Raw genomic sequence first — 21,053 nt, 5'->3', positions numbered from 1 at the left:
GAAGCCCTACTGCTCGAGGGGGCGGGCCTCCTCGATGGTGTTCGGGTAAGCATCGCGGTCCTCCCACGCAGCAGTGGCGGGGCTCCTTCGGGAACGGGACACGAGCACGGCCACGACTCCACCGACGACGGCTACGGCGAGGAGCGCGAGGATGAGGATCCATTGCCACGACGGGCCGCTGCGGGATCCGTCCGACGCCACGATCGTGTACTGCGCCGCATCGTTCAGCTCCGCTAAGTCGGTGATGATCACCGAATTCGGGTTCTCGGGGTCGATGGTGCCGATGGTGGTCGACTCCACGGGGCCCGGGAACGTGTGACGGGCCTCCAGGTCGATGTACGCAGACAACGAGTCCTCATCCATCCCCATCATGTCGGCCACCACGGCCAACGACTGGTCTTGGTTCGCCATCAGGTCTGGGTCCGCCACGTAGTCGAGCGTGATCTTGCCGTCGGCCACCGTGACGGTGCTGTCGCCTGCGGGCGCGCCCTGCGAGGAGTTCACTTCCGCTATTTGCTCCGGGGTGACGTCGGTGAGCGTCACCAGAATGCCGGTTTGGCCGTCCTGTGAGTACGGCTCGAGCGTCATGGAATCGCCGAGTTGGTCGGCGAGATCTGACATTCCTGGGTCCGCGACCGCCTGGTCGAAGAATTCTTGACCGGGGTCCTCGACATCCCCCACTTGTTCAGCGACCAGGCTGTCGTCCATGGCCATCAGCATCGCAAAGTCGAGGGTTCCGTCAGCGTGATAGACGTTCTCGGTCTTCAAGGTGTAGCAGCCAGCCAATGCGAACATCGCTAGCGCGCCCATGGCCAGCGCCACCACGCGGCGCTTTGCGCCCTTTGGCATCATCGCCCCCTCGTTCTGTGGGTCGCCATCGCGCCCCGATTGGCACACACCTTAGCGCGCTGGCGCGGAAGATTCGGGGCCGCTCGGCCTCGTGAGCCAGCTCGCGGTGCCCTATCCGTCGAGGGCTTCAGACACGACGTCGCGAGCCGCTCGCTGGACTTCCCCAAGGTGGGACTCAGACACAAACGACTCGGCGTAAATCTTGTAGACGTCCTCGGTGCCGGAAGGGCGGGCGGCAAACCATGCGTCGTCCGTGGTGACCTTGAGCCCGCCGATCTTGGCGCCGTTGCCCGGCGCCTCAGTGAGTTTGTCGCGGATGTCTTGGCCAGCGAGGGTGCTCGCCGAGACCTGCCGGGGACTGAGCTTGCCCAGCGCCGCCTTCTGATCCTTGGTGGCCACCGCGTCGACGCGGGCGTACCAGGACTCGCCCAACTTGTGGGTCAAAGAGCGGTGCAGGGTAGAAGGAGAAGAGCCGGTGGTCGCGGTGATTTCCGACGCAAGCAGGCACATGATGAGCCCGTCCTTGTCGGTGGTCCACACACGGCCGTCACGTCGCAAGAAGCTCGCTCCAGCGGACTCCTCGCCGCCAAACGCAACATCCCCGCTCAACAGTCCTGGCACAAACCACTTGAAGCCAACGGGCACCTCGACCACGGTGCGGCCGATGTCCTTGCCGACGCGGTCGATGAGGCTCGACGAGACGAGGGTCTTGCCGATCTTGGCATCGGCTGACCACTCGGGGCGCGCGCCGCCGTACAGATACGCGATCGATGCCGCCAGGTAGTGGTTGGGGTTCATGAGACCGCCGTCCCGGGTGACGATGCCATGGCGGTCGGCGTCGGCGTCATTGCCGGTGGCGATGTCGAAGGGGGCATCGGAGGCGGACATCAGGTCGCGGAGGGTTGCCATCGCGTGCGCGGACGAGCAGTCCATGCGAATCTTGCCGTCCCAGTCGAGCGTCATGAATGACCATGCGGGGTCCACCTTGGGGTTGACCACGGTGAGATTGAGTCTGAACTCCTCCCCGATGGCTCCCCAGTAGTCCACCGCGGCACCACCGAGCGGATCCGCGCCGATGCGCACGTCTGCTTGCCTGATCGCCTCGAGGTCGATCACTGACGGCAGGTGCGCGAGGTACAGGTCCATGAAGTCGAAACCCCTGGTGGTGTCCGCGGCCACCGCCTTGGCGTACTGGAAGCGTGGGATCTTGCGCCACTCGCCTGCCAGAAGTTCGTTTGCTCGCTCGGCAATCCAAGCGGTCGCATCCGAGTCTGCGGGGCCGCCGTGGGGCGGGTTGTACTTGAAGCCGCCATCGCGCGGTGGGTTGTGAGAAGGCGTGACGACGATGCCGTCGGCCAGGCCAGAGCCAGAGGTGCGCAGGCCCGTGTCCTCCACGGCACCATTGGCGACCAGGATCGCGAGCGACACCGCGGGCGTGGGCGTGTAGCCATCCCGCGCATCGATCCTCACCTCGACGCCAGCAGCTGCCAGCACCTCGACGGCGGTCTCTTGGGCGGGGCCGGACAGCGCGTGGGTGTCCCTGCCGATGAAGAGCGGGCCGTCGGTGCCTTGATTGCGGCGGTACTCGATGATTGCGGCGGTGGTGGCGACGATGTGTGCTTCGTTGAAGGCCGTGTCAAGTGAAGAACCCCGGTGCCCTGACGTGCCGAACACGACCCGCTGGTCCGCGATGCGGGGGTCCGGTACCAGGTCGTAGTAGGCGCCGAGCAGGGCGTCGACGTCGATGAGGTCTTCCGGAAGGGCAACTGTGCCTGCGCGCTCATGCATGGGGCAAGTCTCGCATCTTGAACGCCATGGCGCAGTCCCGCCCTGGTCACGGTCCTCCCATGTCGAGGTAAAGAGGGGTTCATTTCGTGCACGAAATGTGGCTAGGCTATGAGCGTGGCGAAACCACGCAACGAGTCCCCCAAGGCGCCTTCCGCGCCGCGCCGATCCACCGCGCGCTCGGGGCGCCTGGCCGCCGCACGGAGTGCTGCTCAGGCCGCGTCGCAGCCCACGGCGGCAGTGTTGATCGTCGCTCACAATCAGGCCAGACGGATCGCGGCGACCGTTCGCGCCTCGCGCGCTATCCCGGGTGTGGACTTGGTGCTCGTGGTGGACGACGGATCGGCCGACAACACCCAGCACCTCGCCCGCAAGGCCGGCGCGGTGGTGGTGCGCCATTCGCATCGGCGCGGGCGCTCTGTTTCTATCGAGACGGGCTCGGCGGTGATCGGCATGCGAGACGAGGACGGCAAGACCCCTCGTGCCGTGCTGATCATGGAGCCTGGCCTCGGCCACGCCGCCATCGGAGCCGCCCCTTTGGTGGAGGCGGTGCTGGAGAGCGTGGCCGACATGGCCATCGGACTCACGGACGGTGGATCTCGCGCGACGGGGGCCACCGCTGGTGCGGCGCGCAAGGCCATCGCCTCGCTGTCAGGATGGAGGCCACTCCAGCCGCTCAGTCGCGTGCGCTGTGTGACACGCGAGGCGCTTGAGGCCGCACTGCCCTTGTCTCACGGAGCCGGCCTCGAGACGGGTCTGACGTTGGATGTCATCGACGCGGGCCTGACCGTGACAGAGGTCGAGTGTGAGATGCGGCATCGCGTCGCCAGGAAGTCCGCGCGGCGCCCCCTGACACGCGCGGGCCAGTACCGTGACGTCATGATCGCTATCAGTTCGCGTCGCATCCGCCTGTCGCTGCGTTCCACTCAACATGCCGTGGAGGACACCTTCCACGTCGCGAGCCGTGCGGACCGTCCCCGCGGCACCGAGGCGCCGGAGTCGAGCGCGTGAGCGACCCCCGCTACGCGTATCTCGGCCCGGAGGGCACCTTCACCGATGTTGCCCTGCGCGCCATGACAGCGGGCACGCAGGTCGAGCCGATGCCTGTCGTGGACGTCCCGACGGCCCTTGCGGCGGTGCGCGACGGCGAGGCCGACTACGCCATCGTGGCGATCGAGAACACGGTCGAGGGCGGCGTGACCGCCACTCTCGACACGCTCGCAGAGGGCGCGCCGCTGATCATCCTCCAAGAGGTGGTCCTTCCCATCGCGTTCGAGCTGGTGGCGGCCGGGCCCGTGGCACTCGAGTCCGTCACTCGCATTGCGGCCCACTCGCACGGCTTGGCTCAGTGCCGCAGGTGGTTGGCCGCCCACCTACCAGAAGTGGTCCAGATTCCGTCGACGTCCAACACTGCGGCGGCCGTCGCGCTCGCAGACGGCTCCGCCGACTTCGACGCAGCCCTCGCTCCTCCGGGTACCGCCGCGCGGCTGGGCCTGCACGTCGTGACTGACGGCGTGGCGGACAACGCACATGCCGCCACGCGCTTCGTCAAGGTGGGGCGTCCACAGCCTGCGCCTCCGGCCACCGGTGCCGACAAGACCACGTTGGTAGTGCACTTGCCCACAGACAGATCGGGTGCGCTGCTGGAGATGCTTGAGCAATTCTCCGCGCGCGGCGTGAACTTGTCGCGCATCGAGTCGCGGCCGCGGGGCGACCGCCCAGGCGAGTACTCCTTCTCCATTGACGCGCTCGCTCACATCGACGAGGCCCGGCTGGCCGAGGCTCTCGTGGGACTCAAGCGCACGTGCCCCCACGTCGTCTTCCTCGGCTCCTACCCCGCGGCACACGGCGAGGTGACGCCGCTCGCTCCAGGGACCAGCAATGACGACTTCTGGGACGCGCACTCGTGGGTCGAGTCTCTCAAGCGCGGCGCGAACTGATCGTCAGGGTGTGCTACTTGGAGGCGCGCCGCACCATGAGGGCACCGTGGTCCACGGTGGCGGTGACGCCGCGAGCCAGACCCAAGCCCTCGCCGTCTGCCTGCACCTTGTACATGTGATCCATGGTCACCACGATCGACTTGCCACGCGCGTGGTCGATGCGCGACGTGCCGTATGCCTTGAGGACGTCCGGAACGCGCAGCCCAGCTCCCTGAGCTACGACGCTTCCGAAGAGTTCTGTCCAGCCCACAATCCCCGCCCGCGCGTCGAGGGTGGCGACGTCCATCCAGCCGTCCTCAGCCGAGGCATCGGGAACCAACATGAGACCGCCCGGCAGCTTCCCCACGTTCGCGAAAAGCACCGTGCGCATTTGGGTCGTCACCTTGTCCGAGCCGTCCACAGAGACGGACGCCGTCATGCGTCGCGAACTCAGATGCTTGAGGGCGGCGAAGAAGTAGGCGATCCAACCGAGGCGCCGCTTGAGGCGCTCGTCGGCACCAGCCACCATTTCCGCGTCCAGACCGGCCCCTGCGATCACCAAGAACACGTGGCGCTCGTCTTGGGCGCGGGGCCCCCTATCCAGGTCAAGCCAGCCCACGTCGATCGCCGCATTGTCCCCGTCCAAGGCAATGCGCAAGAGTTTGGCCGTGTCACCCAAGGGCAATTCGAGATTGCGGGCAAAGAGATTGCCAGTGCCTGTTGGGAGAATCGCGAGCGGGACACCCGTGCCAGCCAACTCCGCCGCGATGGCGCGGACGGTTCCGTCCCCGCCAACGGCCACCACCACGTCGGCGCCGGCCTCGAGCGCCTCTTGCGCGGCTTCGCCCCCCGGGTCGTCCTCCGTGGTGTAGAGCCACATCGGCTGGGGAAGGTAGCGGATGGAAGCGGCGCGCAACGCCCGTTCGCGCAACTCCGACATTCCCGGCTTGGTGGGGTTGGCGATGAAGGCGATGCGCTCCGTCCCGCGCTTGGTGGGCGCGAAGTCACCTTGCAACGCCTCCGGCAGTTCCTTGATGCGCAAGGCCTTGCGCCAGAACGGCGGGATCGCGATCGGGTCCCTCGTGCCGATCCGCCTGGTGATGGTCACAGCGAGCACCAGCCCTGCGACGCCAATCAGGAGTGCGGAGACAGCGATCACTCCAGCAAGCACCACACCATCCATGGGTTGAGCGTACGTCTCCGCCGGTAGACTCGCCATCATGATCGACCTGGCACTTCTCCGCTCAGACCCGGAACGCGTGCGCGAGTCGCAGCGAATGCGAGGCGACGACGAGGCGGTGGTGGACCGCGTCCTGGCGACAGACGCACGTCGCCGCGCCGCGTTGACCGAGTTTGAGCAGGCACGCGCCGAGCAGAAGTCGCTGGGCCGCGATGTCGCGCAAGCACAAGGAGACGAGAAGGCGGCGCTGCTGGTGCGCTCCAAGGAACTCGCGCAACGCGTCAAGGCGCTCCAGGCCGACGCCGATGCCGCGGACGCGGAGGCGCGCGAGTTGCTCATGAGCATCGGCAACCTGGCGGAACCTGGCGTACCAGCAGGTGGCGCGGACGACTTCGCGGTGCTGCGCACGGAGGGAACACCCCGCGATTTCGCGGCAGAGGGTGTGCCGGTGCGCGATCACTTGGAACTGGGCGAGGGGCTCAAAGCGATCGACATGGAGCGCGGAGCCAAGGTCTCTGGCGCGCGCTTCTACTACCTCACGGGCGTGGGTGCGCAACTCGAGTTGGCGATCCTCAACGCCGCCATGGGGGTGGCGACGGCGCAGGGATTCCTGCCCATGATCACGCCGACGCTGGTGCGGCCAGAGACGATGCGCGGCACGGGTTTTCTTGGCAATCACTCCGACGAGGTCTACTACCTCGAGAAGGACGAGCTGTACCTGACGGGAACGTCGGAGGTGGCGCTCGCCGGCTACCACACGGACGAGATCCTCGACCTGAGCGGCGGCCCGTTGAGGTACGCGGGGTGGTCCGCCTGCTACCGCCGCGAGGCCGGTTCGGCCGGGCGTGACACGCGCGGCATCATCAGGGTGCACCAGTTCCACAAGGTCGAGATGTTTTCCTACGTCCGGTCCGAGGATGCGGCCGCCGAGCACGAGCGCTTCCTGGCCATCCAGGAGTCGATGCTGCAGGCGCTCGAACTGCCGTATCGCGTCATCGACACGGCGGCGGGAGACCTCGGAACGTCGGCCGCCCGCAAGCTCGATTGCGAGGGGTGGCTTCCCAGCCAGGAACGGTGGATGGAGCTCACCTCCGCGTCGAACTGCACGACGTTCCAGGCGCGCAGGCTCGCCATCCGGGAGCGCGGCGAAGACGGCACCCGTGCCGTTGCGACGGTCAACGGCACCATTGGCACCACCCGCTGGATCGTGGCGCTGCTGGAGAACCACCAGCAGGCCGATGGTTCTGTCTACGTGCCGCCGATGTTGCGTCCGTACCTGGGTGGCGTGGAGACACTGACGCCCGTGCTGTGACGCGTGGCCAGCGTCGGCGGTGTTCACCAGACGGCCACCGGACCGTGACCTGACGGCCCCCGTCGTCGTCGTAAAGTCGACCCATGGCCGTTGCTCCAGAAGAACTCGACCCTCCTCTCACGCGAGACCACTGGCGGCTGGTGGGGCTCGACATCGACGGGACGCTCATGCACTGGGGAGGCGAGATCTCTCCGGCCGTGATCGAGGCGGTGGCCCGCGTGCGCATGTCCCGCAACCACGTGGTGCTCGCCACCGGCCGCAACATCGTCGCCACCATGCCGGTCGCGGAGCGCCTTGGTATCAGTCGCGGTTGGGTCGTGTGCTCGAACGGCGCAGTCATCATCCGGCTGAACCCTGGCTCCCCAGGCGGCTACGACATCGCCAAGACCATCACGTTCAACCCGCGAGCGGCGCTCGAGTTGATCAGGGACGAGATGCCGGACGCCTTCTTCGCCGTCGAGGACCTGGGGATCGGGTTCAGGGTCACCAAGGAGTTCCCCATGGGCGAGCTCGCGGGAGTCCAACGCACCGTCACCTTTGACGAGTTGTGTCACGACGACGTCACCAGGGTGGTCATCAGAGCTCCAGGGGCCGATGTGGATCACTTCGACGACATCGTCCACCGGATTGGCCTGAGCGATGTCACCTACGCGGTGGGGTACTCAGCGTGGCTCGACCTGACGCCCCCAGGGGTGTCCAAGGCGTCAGCTCTCGAGAGTTTGCGCGAGGAGTTGGGGGTGCATCCAGAGCACACCGTGGCAGTGGGTGACGGCAACAACGACATCGAGATGCTCACGTGGGCGCGGGACTCTTATGCGATGGGCCACGCTCCCGAGAGGGTAGTCGCGGCTGCCACGAGCGAGATTGGACCGGTCGATGAGGACGGGGTTTTGGAGGCCCTCGAGCCGCTCATCGATCCGTCCCGACTCGCCCTCTGACGGACGTCGCTGGCGGGCTCCTAGGGCGTGAGCACGATCTTGCCAGCCACCTCGCCGCTCGCCAGCATGCCGTGAGCACGACTGGCCTCTTCTAGCGGCACCTCTGCATGGATGTGGGGCGCGACTTTGGCGGGGATCCACGGCCACAGCTCGCGGCCGACGGCCGCCACGATGGCCGCTCGCTCATGGTGCGGTCGTGAGCGCAAGGTAGTGCCGATCACGCGGGCTCTCTTCGCCATGAGGGTGCCCAAGTCGAGGGGCGCGGTGGCGCCTTGGAGGAGCCCGATGACGACGAGCCGCCCGCCAATGGACAGCGCCTCCACGTTGCGCGCGAGGTATGCCGCTCCCACCACGTCGAGGATGACGTCGGCACCACCCATGGACTGCGTGACGGCCACAAAATCGTCATTGCGGTAGTTCACCGCCACATCGGCGCCGAGACTCTCGCACCACTGGGCGCGGTCGGGCGCTCCTGCCGTCGCGATGACGCGAAGCCCCATGGCCTTGCCGATCTGGATGGCGAGCGAACCGATCCCGCCGGCGCCACCGTGCACCAAGAGCGTCTCGCCAGGCCTCGCAGCGGCCGTGTTGAGGTTTGACCATACGGTGCACGCTGCCTCCATCAACCCGCCGGCGGCGATGAGGTCGAGGCCGTCCGGCACAGGCAGCGTGAGATCGACGGGAACAGCAATGGCGTCGGCGTAGGCACCGCCGCCCACCAGCGCGCATACGCGATCGCCGATCTGCACACCAGAGACTCCTTCGCCCACCTCGGAGACGGTCCCTGCGCACTCGAGACCTGGCCACTGCGGCCAGCCTGGAGGGGAGGGGTACAGGCCTCGGAGTTGAAGGAGGTCGGCCCGGTTCACGCCAGCGGCCGTGATCGAGATCACGATCTCGCCGGGGCCCGCATGGGGCGTGGGAACGCGGTGCGCAGCCAGGTCCCCGCCGTCTGTGTCAGGGGCCACCACCATCGCACGCATAGGCAATTTGCCCCTTTCCCGTCATAACCTGCTCGATATACCGTCTCATGGTGTGGGTCCGTCCCGGGCGACCTCATGTGATCGCGGCAACATGCCGATATCACGGAGGATCACACGCTTCAGCAGTGTGGCCGGCTATCCGCCTGCGCACCGCTGGCGGGCACGAAGGAGAGGTACATGCTCCAAAGGCTGGGTATTCGTGGCAAGCTACTCGCGGTCGTCGCAGTTCCGACGATCGTGCTTCTTCTTGCCGCCACCTTTGTGGTGCTCAACGCCGCCTCCGCCTACAACGCCGGTCGCAACACCTCGCAACTCGTCGAAGTTGTCGATGTGGGTACGCCGCTCGTGGTGGCCATCCAAGAAGAGCGTGCCCTCGGCTCGGCCTACCTTCGCGCCATCTCGGATGGTCAAGCGGACTGGGTGACCTCTCGCACCAATGTCAACACCACGTTGGCGACGTTGCGACAGGCCGGTCAGAATGACCCGGCGTTCGCCCCGATTGCTAACCGCATTCAAGCCGCTATTGACGGTCTGGACGGCCAAGAAGGACTCGAATCGGCGCGCACCGTCGTGGAGCTTGAGCCGGTTGATGGCGACTTTCCGGTATGGCCTGACGAGGCCGAGGCCGAGGCCGCAGCGGAGGTCTTCGCCCGCATTGCAGAAGACGTTACCGAGGCAGCGAGCGATGCGCCGGTGAATGACCTTGGAACGTTGGCAAGAACCCTGTCCGGGTTCGTTCGCAACGAGGGCATCACGACGGAGAGGTACATCACTGACGGGCGCACCGCCGCAGAGGCGCTACCAGAGAGTTTCGCTCTGGTGGACAGAACGGCCAGAACCTTCGCCACCAGGGCAGACGACATTGCTAACACCGCTACGAATCAGCCCGTTCTTGACAGCATTGCTGAGGCTCAGGCGGGGATTGCGGAGTTCTCCAACCTGCGTGACAGCATCCGTTCCGGCACAATCCAGCCGGGTCCTGTGCAAGATGCCTACACTGCCGTCATTGCTGACCTCCTCAACGCTTCCAGGGAAGTAGCAAGCACCACTGGTGACCGCGTTCTGTCGGACTACCTCACCGGCTTCGTCTCCATGGCCGAGTTGGTCGAGTCGATGCGGCTCGAAGAGGTGTACGTCACCCGCAAGATCGCCCAGGGCTACTGGCGCCTCGGCGAGACCGTTCAGTTCCAGGCGTACTACTTCGGCACCAACAACGCGCTCACCAACGCGATGAACGCGGTGGCGCCGTTGGAAGGCATCACGCCTGTGCCTGAGTTCGCAGCGTCCTACTCTCAAGTCGAGACCAACGGCTTTGAGACGATCCGCGACCGTCTGGTCACCGACCCGACCAATCGTGCGTTGCTCGACCAGAGAACCAACGAGTGGGAACTGCAGGTTGACGAGGAGATCGAGGTCCTCACCCCGATCATCACGGAACTGTCTTCCGCCGTGAACGATCGCGCCGTAGCTGGAGAGCGCGACAGCCTCGTGGAAACTCTCGTGACCATCGCCGCCGCCGTGATCGCCGTTGTTGCGTCCCTCGCTATCGCGCTTGTGATCGCGCGCCGCATCGTCAACCCGCTGCGTCGCTTGACCACGACTGCTACGGCAGTGCGCCAAGAACTCCCCCGACTCGTGGAGCGCGTGGCGTTGCCTGGTCAGAGCGTGGACCTGTCGGAAGTGCAGATCCCTGTGGAGTCTCAAGACGAGGTGGGCCGCCTGGCAGAGGCGTTCAACTCCGTCAACGCGGCGACCCTGTCGATCGCCGCCGAGCAGGCCGCACTACGTGGCTCCATCTCGGAGATGTTCGTCAACGTGGCCCGCCGAGACCAGGTGCTCCTCAACCGCCAGCTCTCGTCGATCGACGAGATGGAGCGCACCGAGGACAACCAGACGACCCTCACCAAACTGTTCGCCCTGGATCACCTGGCCACGCGAATGCGTCGTAACAGTGAGTCACTCTTGGTGCTTGCAGGTATCGACACCGGTCGCCGCTTGCGCCGGTCCATGCCGCTGTCAGACGTCATCCGCACGGCATCGTCCGAGATTGAGTTGTACGAGCGAGTGCAGTTGGAACTCGACGCGGACCCGTCGATGCTCGGTCACTCGGCCCTCACTGCGGCGCACCTGTTCGCTGAACTCCTCGAGAACGCCACCGTCTTCTCCGACCCGGGAGCCCCTGTGGTGGTGCGCACCATGGCCGATGGCGACAACGTGGTCGTCGAAGTGCTGGACACTGGTATTGGCATGACGCCAGCGGAGCTCGCAGAAGCCAACGCGCGCGTCGCCTCGACGGCCGCATCGGAAATCCTCGGAGCCCAACGCTTGGGTCTGTTCGTGGTCGGCCGTATTGCCCGCCGCGTGGGGGCGCGCGTCCAATTGGAGTCCGTCGAAGGCGAAGGAACCGTCGCCAGAGTCGTGATGCCGCCATCGTTGTTCGACGCGAGCGCCGCTTACGAACAGGGACACCAGTCGTCCACGGCTATGGACGAGGGCACCCATGCGCCCGCAGCGCTGGTGCACCACAGCGTCGCCGACGCAGAAGAGCGTGACGCCGTTCCCAGCGAGGCGCAGCGCCCTACTGCCTCACAGCATGCATACCAGCCCACTGTCATCGAAGACGGTGCGGGACTTGCTGGCCGTCCGGCCGAGGCGTCCGGCACCGAAGATGCTTCAGGCGCGTCGCACGATGGGGAGAACTCAGGGTTCGACGATCTGGTGGCCGCCGACGCCTTGGCTGCTCCCGAGGCAGAGCCCGTGGACCTGGGCGCGCTCACAGAAGGCATGAGCCAGTCTGGGTTGCCGACTCGTCGACGCAAGAGCGGAGAAGCAGGTTCTGAGGCGCCGCAAGAGACCAACAGCATCATTGGTCTACCGATGCGCGCCTCCGACGAACAGCTGACCGCACTTGAGAGTGCCGCGACCTCCGGCTTCACCCCGATCCTCGCAGCCGACGAGGTCTCCCCGGAGAGCGCCGAGCAGCGTGCCAGAGTGTTCCGTGGATTCCGACCGCTACGCGGCGACGGGGAAGAAGCCTCGATGCTCGCGCCGGACGCGGAGTCGCTCGGTCACGCCGTCAGGCGGGGCGCGCCCATTGACGAGGTGTTGGGCGAGACAGCGCCGTCGGGACCCGCCCCGATTCCGTCTCTCGAGCCGGACTCGGCTGAGGTTTCGGACGCCGCGTCGTCCGAGCCCGATAGGGAACGCGCGGGCGGTAGCTCGCTCGACAGGGAGGGCACCGAACCCCAGGGCTCACCGTTCGCAGTGGAGGAGGCCGACCCCCGCCACGACGAGTCACCCGTTGTTCGCCAGTCGCCGCTCATTGAGACGGGCTACACGGAGGAAGACCCAGCCTCCGGTGAGTCGCCGCTGAGCACTGCGCTTGGCGGAGGCCCGACACCGTCGATGGCCATCCCGGTGCTGGAGGACGACGAGTCCGAGGCGGCTCCTTCAGGAGCTTGGAGCCAGCCGGGTGAAGAGCCCAGCGCTGGAGTCGAGTCGGTCACGCTAGACGACACGCCCTATCCCGACCAGCCGAGCGCGCAGCCTCAAGGTGGCAGTCAGGCGCCTGCGGCACCCGCCGAACCGGTGCGCCGCTCCGCGCTCTACCCCGTGGCGCCGAGCAACCAGGCCCCCGGTGGCCCCGACACCCTGCGCCAAGGGTCGCAGGATCAGAGCCCTCACTTCGAGTCCGACCCAGTCACATCGACACCGAGCCTTGACGAGTTGATCATGGACGGATCGCACGCGCGCGGTTCGGAGGAACGCGGAGGCTTCTTCTCACGCCTCTTCGGTCGTGGCTCCAAGCAGGACGAGCGCGCAGACGTCAGTCCCTCGCCAGCCCAAGACCCAGGGGCCCCAGAGGCATCTTCCCCCTCCTTCACACCCCCGCTTGGCAACTCGGTCGAGACACCGTTTGTGCCGTCGCCTGCGTGGCAGGAGTCAGTTCCTCCTGCGTCGCACGCTGACAGTCAAGAGCAGCCGCAGCCTGCCAGTGGCGAGTTCCAAGCGGCCCCGCCTGAGGAGCAGCGCCAGGGTGAGGACACCTCCATGTGGATTGGCCAGGCGCCAGCGGCCGAATTGGGTCAACCGGAACCTGGCGCTCCTGGTTACGAGTCTCCACGAGATGATCGCTCTGCGTGGGAGTCGGAACTTGCGGCTCAGGCCGCCGCTCCGGAGCCATGGTCACCCAGCCCGACGCCACCTCCGCAGTCCGGCGAGACCCCCAGCGGCTTCGTTCCGGATCTCACGCGTAACGAGACCTTCGACGCCGAGTGGTCAATGCCGGGTAGAACCGCGCCCTCAAGCCCTCCCCAGGAGCCTGACGCCTTTGGTGCTGGCGCCGTTCACAACGCGTACTCGCCCGATCAGCTGGCGCGACCGCTGGGCTGGGAAGCTGCTGGCGAGAGCGCACTGCAGGCAGCCGCGCCTGAGTCGGCCACTGAGTACCGCCCGGTGGTGCAGATCGAGACCCAGCAGAAGGGCGAGGGCTTCACCGACTTCACCTCCGAGGTCTTCTCCGAACTCAGCTCGCTCTCCTCGAGTCGTCCCAAGGTAGAGAAGACTCGAGCGGGACTTGCCAAGCGCACCCCTGTCGAACTCTCGGCAGCGCCCGAGGCAAGCGCCGACGTTGCGCCACCGGAGGTTCCGCGAGACGCTGAGGCGGTGCGCAATCGCTTCGCGAGTTTCTATTCTGGTACCCAACGCGCTCGCGATGACGTGAAGAATTTCAACGACAGTACTCAGGGTTCCCTGACGGAGCCATGAACACCATGACGTGTCACCCCACGAGGGGTCACAGAAACAAGGAGGACCAGTGACCGCGCTCAGTACTGAGGCCACCAACTTTGGGTGGTTGCTGGACAACTTTGTCCAGACCGTGCCAGGCACTCGCCACACGCTCGTCGTCAGTGCTGACGGCCTGCTCATGGCGATGTCGAAGAATCTCGATCGCACAGGTGGCGACACCCTCGCCGCTGTGGTGTCCGGGATGGCGTCGTTGACTCGTGGAGCAGCCCGCCAGCTCAAGGCGGGCGAGGTTCGGCAATCCATCATCGAGATGGACGAACTCTTCCTGTTCCTCATGAGCGTCAACAACGGCGCCGTGCTGGCCGTTGCCGCAGACTCCACCTGCGACGTCGGCTTGGTCGGCTACGAGATGACTCTCTTGGTGTCCCGCACCGAGAATGCTTTGACGCCGCAGCTCATCACGGAGATGCGCCAAAACCTTCCCACCGACGGAGCTACCCGCTAAGGACATGCGATGACGGAAGCAATCGAGCCGCGCGGGGGCGCGGAAGACGAGGCCTACACGGTCCGGCCATATGCCGTGACCGGTGGGCGCGTGAGTGCTGCCACTTCACACCTGCCCATGGAGGCGCTGGTTGAGGCGCCGTCCGACACACAGAATCTTCGGGGTCTGACTCCGGAAAAGAAGAAGATCCTGCAGCTTGCTGCGGGCCAATATCAGTCCGTAGCCGAACTCTCGGCCCACACCCGGCTCCCGTTGGGTGTGGTTCGAGTGCTCGTCACGGACCTTGCTGAAGAAAAATACCTGACTATTCACACCGCCGGGACAGCCGATGATGCGGCAACGCACGACGCCAATGGCGGTTTGTCCTTGAGTCTTCTGGAGAGTGTCCTTGATGGCATCGCAGCCCTCTAATGCCGCCGTAGTGCCTAACGATGCGGGGCAGGCCCCAACCGTAGTCAAGATCGTGATTGCGGGTGGTTTTGCCGTTGGCAAGACCACCTTCATCGGTTCGATCTCTGACATCGACCCCCTCAACACCGAGGCGGCCATGACGGAGAAGTCGATTGGCGTCGACGACGCCGGCGGCGTCACCGACCGCAAAACAACCACGACGGTCGCGATGGACTTTGGTCGTATCGCGCTGCCTGGTTCGTTGTGGCTGTATCTGTTCGGCACGCCTGGTCAGGATCGTTTCCTGTTCATGTGGGATGACTTGGTGCGCGGCGCTATCGGCGCCGCGGTACTTGTCGACACCGAACGTCTCGATCAGTGCTTCCCTGCGGTCGACTACTTCGAAGGCAAGGGCATCCCGTTCGTGGTGTGCGTCAACTGCTTTGACGGTGTCGCGCGGCACAAACTTGAGGACGTGCGCGAGGCGCTCGGTGTGCCACCGGAGGTGCCCATGATGTATACCGATGCTCGCGAGCGCGCGGCCACCAAGCAGGCGTTAATCGCTGTGGTGCAACTCGCCATGAAGCGGCTCAAGAGTTAGTGGAGGCCCCGCGCGGTAGCGTGCCCCGATACGCTTGAGGGCGTGATCTATGTCGACGGCTCTGCGCTCATTCGGTTTCTGCCGGGGGTGCGCTTCTACGAGGAGTGGAACGGTTGGGCCGTTCCGCGACTGAGCGAGTTGGCCACGACGCAGTTGGGTTTCACGGAACTGCGCCAGGCGGCCGAGTTGTCGACTCGAGAGACCAAGGGAAGGGCCTTCCAGATCGTGGAGCGCGTCAAGGCAAGGGTGCCGGTGATCCGCTTCTCTGACGAGAACGTGAACGTCTCGACACATGCCGCGAGCGTGCTCAAGCCGTTCGCCGCGCTTCACCTCGGAGCGGCCGTAACGCACCCGGAGGTCGACGCGATCGCCACATATGACGCGGAGTTGGCTCGAGTGGCCGAGTTGTACCAGTTGGGCGTGGTGACTCCGGGCATGCCCGAGGGCTGGCACAATGGCTCCGCGTCGCCTGTTGCGGGCGTCAAGGAGAGTTGACCGAGCGGCCGAAGGTGACAGTCTTGAAAACTGTTGAGGCGTAACCCGCCTCCGCGGGTTCGAATCCCGCACTCTCCGCTCCTAGCGCGGGTTCGCGCGAGCCTTACGAGCAGTGGCAGTTCGCTGAGCAGCGTACTTGCAGCACCGCACCCAGCTGACGCAGTGCGCCGAGATCCAGGTGGTAGTACACCTTCTGGGCGTCGCGCCGTGGCGCCAGGATACCGGCCTGCTGCAGGCGCTTGAGGTGATGGTTTGCGGTGGCCTCGCTCACTCCCAGTAGGGCGCCCGCTTCAGTGGTGGTCATCTCGTGACCTTCGCAACATGCCAGTTCCTGGACGATGCGCACGCGGCTGGGGTCAGCGAGCGCCTTGAGGCGAGTAGCGATCTGCAGGGCGTCCGCAGCGGGGTCTTCTGAGTGCTCGCCGATGGGCGAGCAGCACATCGGTGCGGTGGTGTTGACGATGGGCAGGGTGCGAGGCATGCATGCATTCTCTCATGAGATTTGACAAGCGTCTAATGATAAGGCAATCTCTCGCTATTAGATGAATATCGAAGGGAGGTGTGGACGATGGAGCTCGAGAATGTCAACGGATGTTGTGACGGCGCTGGTGCAGGAGGCTGTTGCGAGGATGGCTGCTGCGACAGCGGCTGCTGCTAACCGCGTCAGGCGACGGGTGGCCCCATCACCCGCCCGTCGCCGCCGCGGTTTCGCGAGTGTCCCGCAGCCCGGTATCCTGGGTGGCCGTACAAGAAGTACCTAGGAGACGTCGCATAGTCCGGCCTAGTGCGCGGTCCTGCTAAGACCGTGAGGGTGTTAAAGCCCTCCGTGGGTTCAAATCCCACCGTCTCCGCTGTCGGGTTCGGCACCACACGACGAACCGCTATACTCGTTTCTCGGCCCTCCGGGCCGTGCGCCCGTAGCTCAACGGATAGAGCATCTGACTACGGATCAGAAGGTTGGGGGTTCGAATCCCTCCGGGCGCGCTTACCTCCTACGGCTCGCAACTCGCCCACGTCGGCCCGCTCGTGCTCCGGCACGACTCCGTAGAGAATCCACTCAAGTGGCACGCCGGTCGCCAGAGCCCAAGCCTTGACAACAATCGGCTTGGGCCTGCTGTACCCCTTCTCGTAGCGCGTCAGAGTCGTCGCGCCGATACCAATGAGTCTCGCAAACTCGGCCTGCTTCCCGTCGTAGCCGCTTTGCTCGCGCGCAACGCGCAACCGCACCGGGACATCGATGTCCGGAATCATGCAGACCACCTCCTCTTCACGTGGTGTCTTCAAACTAGCGCATGTGCGCTAGTTGGTCAATATCAATCAAAGCGGCGACACGCCGCAGATGAGCAATTCGCTTGACACGCAACGCATGAGCCACCATGATGACCGACATGGACCAAACGGGTGAAATTGTTCAAACGGGGAGAGCGGCCCGACTGTTGGGCGTCGAGCCATCCACTGTCCGCAGGCTGGCAGAGACCGGCAAACTGCGCTACATCCGGAAGCTCCCCGGCCGAGTCGGTGGCTACCTCTTCGACGAGTCCGATGTCGAGGCGCTCGCGGCTCAGCGCCGCGCGGAACTACAGGCACGCATCGACCGCATGTCGGGGGTGGCATAGTGGCCCGGCTAGTTGCGCGGCCCCGGGTCGCTGGTTGCCGGATCCTCGACCAGCAGCGAGGCGTGACGCTCGACGCCATTCGTGTGGACGACGACACGTCCAGGCACTCTGATCTCCAAGGTGTCCGGCGCATCGTTGCGAATGTGGTCCCCGACGCAGGCGCTGTTCTTCTCGTTGAGCCAACCCACCTTGCGTCCGCCGACGTAGACGGAGACCTCTGGCTCTTTGGTGCTGCGCAGCAGTCGAAGCGTTGCAGTCACCGGACGCTCATCCCAACCAAGGACTCGCTGGTACGCCCAGGCGCCACTGCCATTGACGCTGAGCATGGAGGCCTCTCCAGGGCTCACAGTTCCCACCCGACGGTCGCTACCCGCCTCAACCACCACGGTGCCCGCCTGCTTGACCTTCCGCGCAGCGTCGACGCGTGCAAGGTGCGCCCGCACCTCCGCCTTGTGCGCCGCGATCTCCGCGGGCGTCGGCTCTCTGCGCCGCTTCCCAAACAACCCCACGTCGAACCCCTCTCGCCGGATGCCCCTCACGCTACCGCTGCGCTCGCGGCCCGTCACGAGGTGGCGTGATGTTCGGGCGCGTAGAGCGGTTCCACTGCCCACGTCGTGCTGAGGTGGGTGCGCTTCCGGGCGGCGTGTTCTGGACCCGGAAGAGTGACAAGCCTGCCGACTCCTACGCCGAGCGCCACGGGCTGATCGGTCAGCAACGCGGATGCACATACTGCGGATCGCTGCCGCCGGACGACTTCATGCGCCTCGTGCGAGACGGAGCCGTGCTCAGCGCCACCCACAAGAACTACAAGGTGTACGTCACGGCCCCGGTGCGCGCGAAGTTCTACTTCCAACACCTGTCCGAGGCGCAGCGTCGCGAGTTCTTCGAGCTCTACACCGCGCATCACCTGCAGTTTGAAGAGGGCGTCGGCTTCTCCCCGCTCCCGTTCTTCATCAAGCGCGGCGGGGCGACCTCATGAGGCACAGCACGGGTCGCCGCGCAGTCCGCACCTTCGGGTGGGGTGCTGTTGCCGTCGTCATCGCAGTCTCGCTCGCCGCAGGTTTCAGCACCGCGGCCGCGGTCTTCTACATCGGGGGCCAGCCATGACGTGCCAACACGGGGGAAGCTTCGAGCCGCCCAAGTTCGTGCCCGCGCCTGAGCCGCCCGCACCCGTACCCAACAGCGGAATCGGCGGCGTACTCCCTCCAGCGGAGCCGACGTTTGTTCGCCCCACCTACCTAGAGCTTGTGCCGCCGGCAGTCGACCCCTCTGCTCCTGCCGGCGGTGCAACCCCCCGCACTGGATGCGGTGGCGTCCACCTCCCCGAGCCCACACCGACGACGGACGTGCCCGCGTGGATCGCGACGGACGTTGCGTTGCGCCGCATGGAGTCCGCAGTCGAGCGTTTCAGGGACGCCGAGCGTGCCCTGCAGGAGGGTATGGCCGCGCTCGCGGCGATTCCTCCGGAGGATCCGCGTCGGCACTTGGCGCAGGCGTGGTTGGCGCCGCTTGTGCAGACCTCTCGTGAGGTCGAGGCGGTCCTGGACTCGATGAACCAGGTCGGGGTGCAGTGATGCTCTCGGAGGAGCAGCTGATGGCGAACCTTCCGGCGATGGGCATCGCGCTCGATCCGTGGCAGATCAAGGTCATGGTTCGCCAGGGTCTTGTCGACCCGGCAACGGCCAGTTCATCGAAGGTCGAGTGGCGTCGGCGCTACCAACTGCGCCGTCTTGCCCGCCTGTGGCGCACGGAGGCCCGTGTGTTGTTGCGCCGCGGGATGGATGAGGTGTTGGACGACGAGACGTGGGCTGGTTTGCAAGCCGAGGCGGAGACGCTGCGCAAGTGTGCGGACCGTCTCCTGGAGGAGGTGTCGGCACGTGGCTAAGTGCAGGGGATGCAACGCAGAGATCGAGTTCGCGTACAACCCGGACACGGGTAAGCGGGTCCCGATCAATCCGCCGTCGCCGGCAGACAAGAAGGACCCGCGTGCGTCGTGGGCGATCTGGGACAACCCGGCCGGTGGTTGGTACGCCCGCCCGATCACGGTCAAGGAGCCCTTCAACTTCCACGAGGAACACATGGCGATCAACCACCTGTCGGTGTGCCCTCGCCCTCATGCCCGCCCGCGGCGTGGACGCGACCGCGTCCGCGCCTACTAACCCGCACACCCACCCAACACGGAAAGGGCCTAGCCCATGGCCACCAAGCGCACACCCGTCAAGGCCGTTGACAAGAAGACGGCGTCATCGAAGGCGATGGACTCTCTCGCCGCTGGCACCACCCTGGTGCACGATATCCCGATCGACCGGATCGACCCGCACCCGCGCAACCCTCGCCGCGACTTGGGTGAACTGGGCGAGTTGGCTGAGTCGATCCGGGCCCACGGTGTGAAGCAACCCGCCACGGTGGTGCCGCACCCTGACGACGAGGGCCGCTACCTCACCGTCGCCGGCCACCGCCGCATTGCAGCGGCGAAGGTTGCGGGCCGCACCACGGTGCCCGCGCTCGTCGACGACGACATGGACGAAACCGAGCAGCTCGAGGTGATGCTGGTCGAGAACCTGCAACGCATCGACCTGACGATCTCCGAAGAGGGCGACGGCTACCAAGGCCTACTCGACCTCGGCGTCCCGAAGGCCACGATCGTGCGCCGCACCGGCCGGGCGAAGAACACCGTCGAGACCCGCCTGCGCATCGCCGGCATGCCTGAACCGGTGCGCCGCTACGTGGACCAGCACCAGTTGACAATCGAGGACGCCCTGCACTTTGCGGAGTGGAAGGACGCCTACCCGGACGTCTGGGAGGACAACCTCCGCAAGCTGGAGAACCCGCACGCCATGGTCGACGTCGTCGTGGGCGAGGCCAAGCGCGTCGTCTCGGAACGCCAGGCGCTCGAGAAGGCGAAGACCGACCTGCAGGCGGCAGGCTACAAGCTGATCGTGTCGCGCCAGATGATCGGCTACAACGACCCGCGCAGCATCGGACCCATGGGAATCTCCCACGCCGAGCATGCTCACTGCCCCGGCGCCGAGGTCCACATCACCGGAACCAGCAAGGACTGGTGCGAGAACGCCCTGCGCTGGGGCTCCCACCTGTGTGCGGACCCTGAGAAGCACCACCCTGACGTGTTCGCCAACAAGGACGACGATCCCGCCAGGCAAGCCGAGATCGCCCAGCAACGTGAAGAGCACGCTGCCCGTCTTGCGGAGTTCGCCGCGGCACGTGCAGCGATCGAGACCGCTAACACGGACCGCCGCCAATGGTTGCTCCACACCCTGACCGCCCAGGGCGTCGACACCGCCCCCACGTATGCGGCGCTCGCGGCCGTCGCCGTCGACGTCGCACGTGCGCTGCTCCTACGTGACGACGATGAGCACGACACGACCCTGCTGTGGGACACGTCGCCGGGATCCGCGCTGCCGGAGGACGCGGTGCTCCCCGAGAACCACTTCGCGCTGCTCACCCTCACCACATTGCTGATGCTTGACGAGCCTCTGGGTGACTACCTCGCCAACCCCTACCCGACGCTGTCTTTGGTCGACGTCGGCTTGGTCGTGTTGTACCTGAGGACGCTGACAGAGCATGGGCACCAGCTGCACGACCTCGAGCAGCAGATGCTGACCGACGGCGTGGAGCACCTCGCGACCGCGCCCACCAAGGACGGTGCTCAGGAGACCGCCGACGATGCCGAGGTCGCCGACGATGCCGAGGTCGCCGACGATGCCGAGGTC

At 65.9% G+C, this 21,053-nt stretch carries 23 protein-coding genes and 3 tRNA genes; 19 read left to right on the top strand and 7 right to left on the bottom strand.

Features of this window, described 5'->3' with window-relative positions:
- Positions 1-6 precede the first annotated feature (6 nt).
- Both QZZ33_RS06280 and pgm read right to left on the bottom strand, forming a co-directional pair.
- Entirely contained in the window at positions 7-852 is an 846-nt protein-coding gene (locus QZZ33_RS06280) for a hypothetical protein (protein WP_291378913.1), read from the bottom strand.
- A gap of 108 nt (positions 853-960) precedes the next feature.
- Complete coding sequence (gene pgm / locus QZZ33_RS06275; RefSeq protein ID WP_291378912.1) at positions 961-2,637, bottom strand: phosphoglucomutase (alpha-D-glucose-1,6-bisphosphate-dependent); 1,677 nt, start codon at positions 2,635-2,637, stop codon at positions 961-963.
- Between the two features lie 114 nt (positions 2,638-2,751).
- On the opposite strand from pgm, the gene QZZ33_RS06270 reads away from it, so the two are divergent.
- Positions 2,752-3,645 (top strand): glycosyltransferase, encoded by an 894-nt coding sequence (locus QZZ33_RS06270; protein WP_291378911.1) that lies wholly within the window; start codon positions 2,752-2,754, stop codon positions 3,643-3,645.
- Entirely contained in the window at positions 3,642-4,574 is a 933-nt protein-coding gene (gene pheA, locus QZZ33_RS06265) for a prephenate dehydratase (protein WP_291378910.1), read from the top strand. The genes QZZ33_RS06270 and pheA overlap by 4 nt, the downstream gene beginning before the upstream one ends.
- A 13-nt stretch (positions 4,575-4,587) precedes the next feature.
- On the opposite strand, the gene QZZ33_RS06260 is transcribed toward pheA, so the two are convergent.
- On the bottom strand, positions 4,588-5,736 hold the full coding sequence (locus tag QZZ33_RS06260) for a diacylglycerol kinase family protein (RefSeq protein ID WP_291378909.1): 1,149 nt from the start codon (positions 5,734-5,736) through the stop codon (positions 4,588-4,590).
- 37 nt (positions 5,737-5,773) lie between these two features.
- On the opposite strand from QZZ33_RS06260, the gene serS reads away from it, so the two are divergent.
- Together serS and QZZ33_RS06250 are read left to right on the top strand one after the other, a co-directional pair.
- Positions 5,774-7,045 (top strand): serine--tRNA ligase, encoded by a 1,272-nt coding sequence (gene serS, locus QZZ33_RS06255; RefSeq protein ID WP_291378908.1) that lies wholly within the window; start codon positions 5,774-5,776, stop codon positions 7,043-7,045.
- A gap of 83 nt (positions 7,046-7,128) precedes the next feature.
- Entirely contained in the window at positions 7,129-7,983 is an 855-nt protein-coding gene (locus QZZ33_RS06250) for an HAD family hydrolase (protein WP_291378907.1), read from the top strand.
- A gap of 20 nt (positions 7,984-8,003) precedes the next feature.
- On the opposite strand, the gene QZZ33_RS06245 is transcribed toward QZZ33_RS06250, so the two are convergent.
- The gene (locus tag QZZ33_RS06245; RefSeq protein WP_291378906.1) at positions 8,004-8,966 is read right to left on the bottom strand and encodes an NAD(P)H-quinone oxidoreductase; all 963 of its coding nucleotides are present in this window, start codon (positions 8,964-8,966) and stop codon (positions 8,004-8,006) included.
- A gap of 177 nt (positions 8,967-9,143) precedes the next feature.
- Between QZZ33_RS06245 and QZZ33_RS06240 the strand changes: the two genes are divergently transcribed.
- The 6 genes from QZZ33_RS06240 to QZZ33_RS06215 all read left to right on the top strand — a co-directional run bounded on the left by QZZ33_RS06240 (position 9,144) and on the right by QZZ33_RS06215 (position 15,784).
- Positions 9,144-13,733 carry a nitrate- and nitrite sensing domain-containing protein gene (locus QZZ33_RS06240; protein ID WP_291378905.1) on the top strand — a complete coding sequence of 1,530 codons (4,590 nt, stop codon included), beginning with the start codon at positions 9,144-9,146 and terminating at the stop codon, positions 13,731-13,733.
- A 49-nt stretch (positions 13,734-13,782) separates the two neighbouring features.
- Positions 13,783-14,220, top strand: a complete 438-nt coding sequence (locus tag QZZ33_RS06235; protein WP_226095965.1) for a roadblock/LC7 domain-containing protein — start codon at positions 13,783-13,785, stop codon at positions 14,218-14,220.
- A gap of 9 nt (positions 14,221-14,229) precedes the next feature.
- Positions 14,230-14,631: a DUF742 domain-containing protein gene (locus QZZ33_RS06230; RefSeq protein WP_291378904.1), complete on the top strand. Its 402-nt coding sequence runs from the start codon at positions 14,230-14,232 to the stop codon at positions 14,629-14,631.
- Between the two features lie 10 nt (positions 14,632-14,641).
- Positions 14,642-15,211 carry an ATP/GTP-binding protein gene (locus QZZ33_RS06225; RefSeq protein WP_291378903.1) on the top strand — a complete coding sequence of 190 codons (570 nt, stop codon included), beginning with the start codon at positions 14,642-14,644 and terminating at the stop codon, positions 15,209-15,211.
- 42 nt (positions 15,212-15,253) lie between these two features.
- Positions 15,254-15,706 (top strand): PIN domain-containing protein, encoded by a 453-nt coding sequence (locus tag QZZ33_RS06220; protein WP_291378902.1) that lies wholly within the window; start codon positions 15,254-15,256, stop codon positions 15,704-15,706.
- Positions 15,697-15,784 (top strand) — tRNA-Ser (locus QZZ33_RS06215). Before QZZ33_RS06220 ends, QZZ33_RS06215 begins: the two co-directional genes overlap by 10 nt.
- 25 nt (positions 15,785-15,809) lie before the next feature.
- Here the strand turns inward: QZZ33_RS06215 and QZZ33_RS06210 are convergent.
- On the bottom strand, positions 15,810-16,187 hold the full coding sequence (locus QZZ33_RS06210; protein ID WP_291378901.1) for a metalloregulator ArsR/SmtB family transcription factor: 378 nt from the start codon (positions 16,185-16,187) through the stop codon (positions 15,810-15,812).
- Positions 16,188-16,466: 279 nt separating this feature from the next.
- Between QZZ33_RS06210 and QZZ33_RS06205 the strand changes: the two genes are divergently transcribed.
- Both QZZ33_RS06205 and QZZ33_RS06200 read left to right on the top strand, forming a co-directional pair.
- Positions 16,467-16,557 (top strand) — tRNA-Ser (locus QZZ33_RS06205).
- Between the two features lie 60 nt (positions 16,558-16,617).
- Positions 16,618-16,690: transfer RNA gene (locus QZZ33_RS06200), tRNA-Arg, on the top strand.
- On the opposite strand, the gene QZZ33_RS12525 is transcribed toward QZZ33_RS06200, so the two are convergent.
- On the bottom strand, positions 16,649-16,957 hold the full coding sequence (locus QZZ33_RS12525; RefSeq protein ID WP_366475729.1) for a helix-turn-helix transcriptional regulator: 309 nt from the start codon (positions 16,955-16,957) through the stop codon (positions 16,649-16,651). The genes QZZ33_RS06200 and QZZ33_RS12525 overlap by 42 nt on opposite strands.
- Before the next feature lie 125 nt (positions 16,958-17,082).
- Here QZZ33_RS12525 and QZZ33_RS06195 point away from each other — a divergent pair, with 125 nt between their 5' ends.
- Positions 17,083-17,322 (top strand): helix-turn-helix domain-containing protein, encoded by a 240-nt coding sequence (locus tag QZZ33_RS06195; protein ID WP_291378900.1) that lies wholly within the window; start codon positions 17,083-17,085, stop codon positions 17,320-17,322.
- A gap of 8 nt (positions 17,323-17,330) precedes the next feature.
- Here the strand turns inward: QZZ33_RS06195 and QZZ33_RS06190 are convergent, their stop codons facing one another.
- Positions 17,331-17,831, bottom strand: a complete 501-nt coding sequence (locus tag QZZ33_RS06190; protein ID WP_291378899.1) for a hypothetical protein — start codon at positions 17,829-17,831, stop codon at positions 17,331-17,333.
- Positions 17,832-17,899: 68 nt separating this feature from the next.
- Between QZZ33_RS06190 and QZZ33_RS06185 the strand changes: the two genes are divergently transcribed.
- The 6 genes from QZZ33_RS06185 to QZZ33_RS06160 form a co-directional block, all read left to right on the top strand.
- Entirely contained in the window at positions 17,900-18,301 is a 402-nt protein-coding gene (locus QZZ33_RS06185) for a hypothetical protein (RefSeq protein ID WP_291378898.1), read from the top strand.
- Positions 18,298-18,429, top strand: coding sequence for a hypothetical protein (locus QZZ33_RS06180; protein ID WP_291378897.1), 132 nt, complete (start codon positions 18,298-18,300; stop codon positions 18,427-18,429). The genes QZZ33_RS06185 and QZZ33_RS06180 overlap by 4 nt, the downstream gene beginning before the upstream one ends.
- Before the next feature lie 239 nt (positions 18,430-18,668).
- The gene (locus QZZ33_RS06175) at positions 18,669-18,896 is read left to right on the top strand and encodes a hypothetical protein (RefSeq protein WP_291378896.1); all 228 of its coding nucleotides are present in this window, start codon (positions 18,669-18,671) and stop codon (positions 18,894-18,896) included.
- A 20-nt stretch (positions 18,897-18,916) separates the two neighbouring features.
- The gene (locus tag QZZ33_RS06170; RefSeq protein ID WP_291378895.1) at positions 18,917-19,207 is read left to right on the top strand and encodes a hypothetical protein; all 291 of its coding nucleotides are present in this window, start codon (positions 18,917-18,919) and stop codon (positions 19,205-19,207) included.
- Positions 19,200-19,481: a hypothetical protein gene (locus QZZ33_RS06165; protein WP_291378894.1), complete on the top strand. Its 282-nt coding sequence runs from the start codon at positions 19,200-19,202 to the stop codon at positions 19,479-19,481. The genes QZZ33_RS06170 and QZZ33_RS06165 overlap by 8 nt, the downstream gene beginning before the upstream one ends.
- Positions 19,482-19,517: 36 nt before the next feature.
- The coding region (locus QZZ33_RS06160) for a ParB/RepB/Spo0J family partition protein (RefSeq protein WP_291378893.1) at positions 19,518-21,053 on the top strand (1,536 nt) is incomplete at its 3' end.

Source organism: Demequina sp., from assembly GCF_016278775.1.
Lineage (GTDB): Bacteria > Actinomycetota > Actinomycetes > Actinomycetales > Demequinaceae > Demequina.
This window is presented reverse-complemented; position numbering and strand designations above follow the sequence as displayed.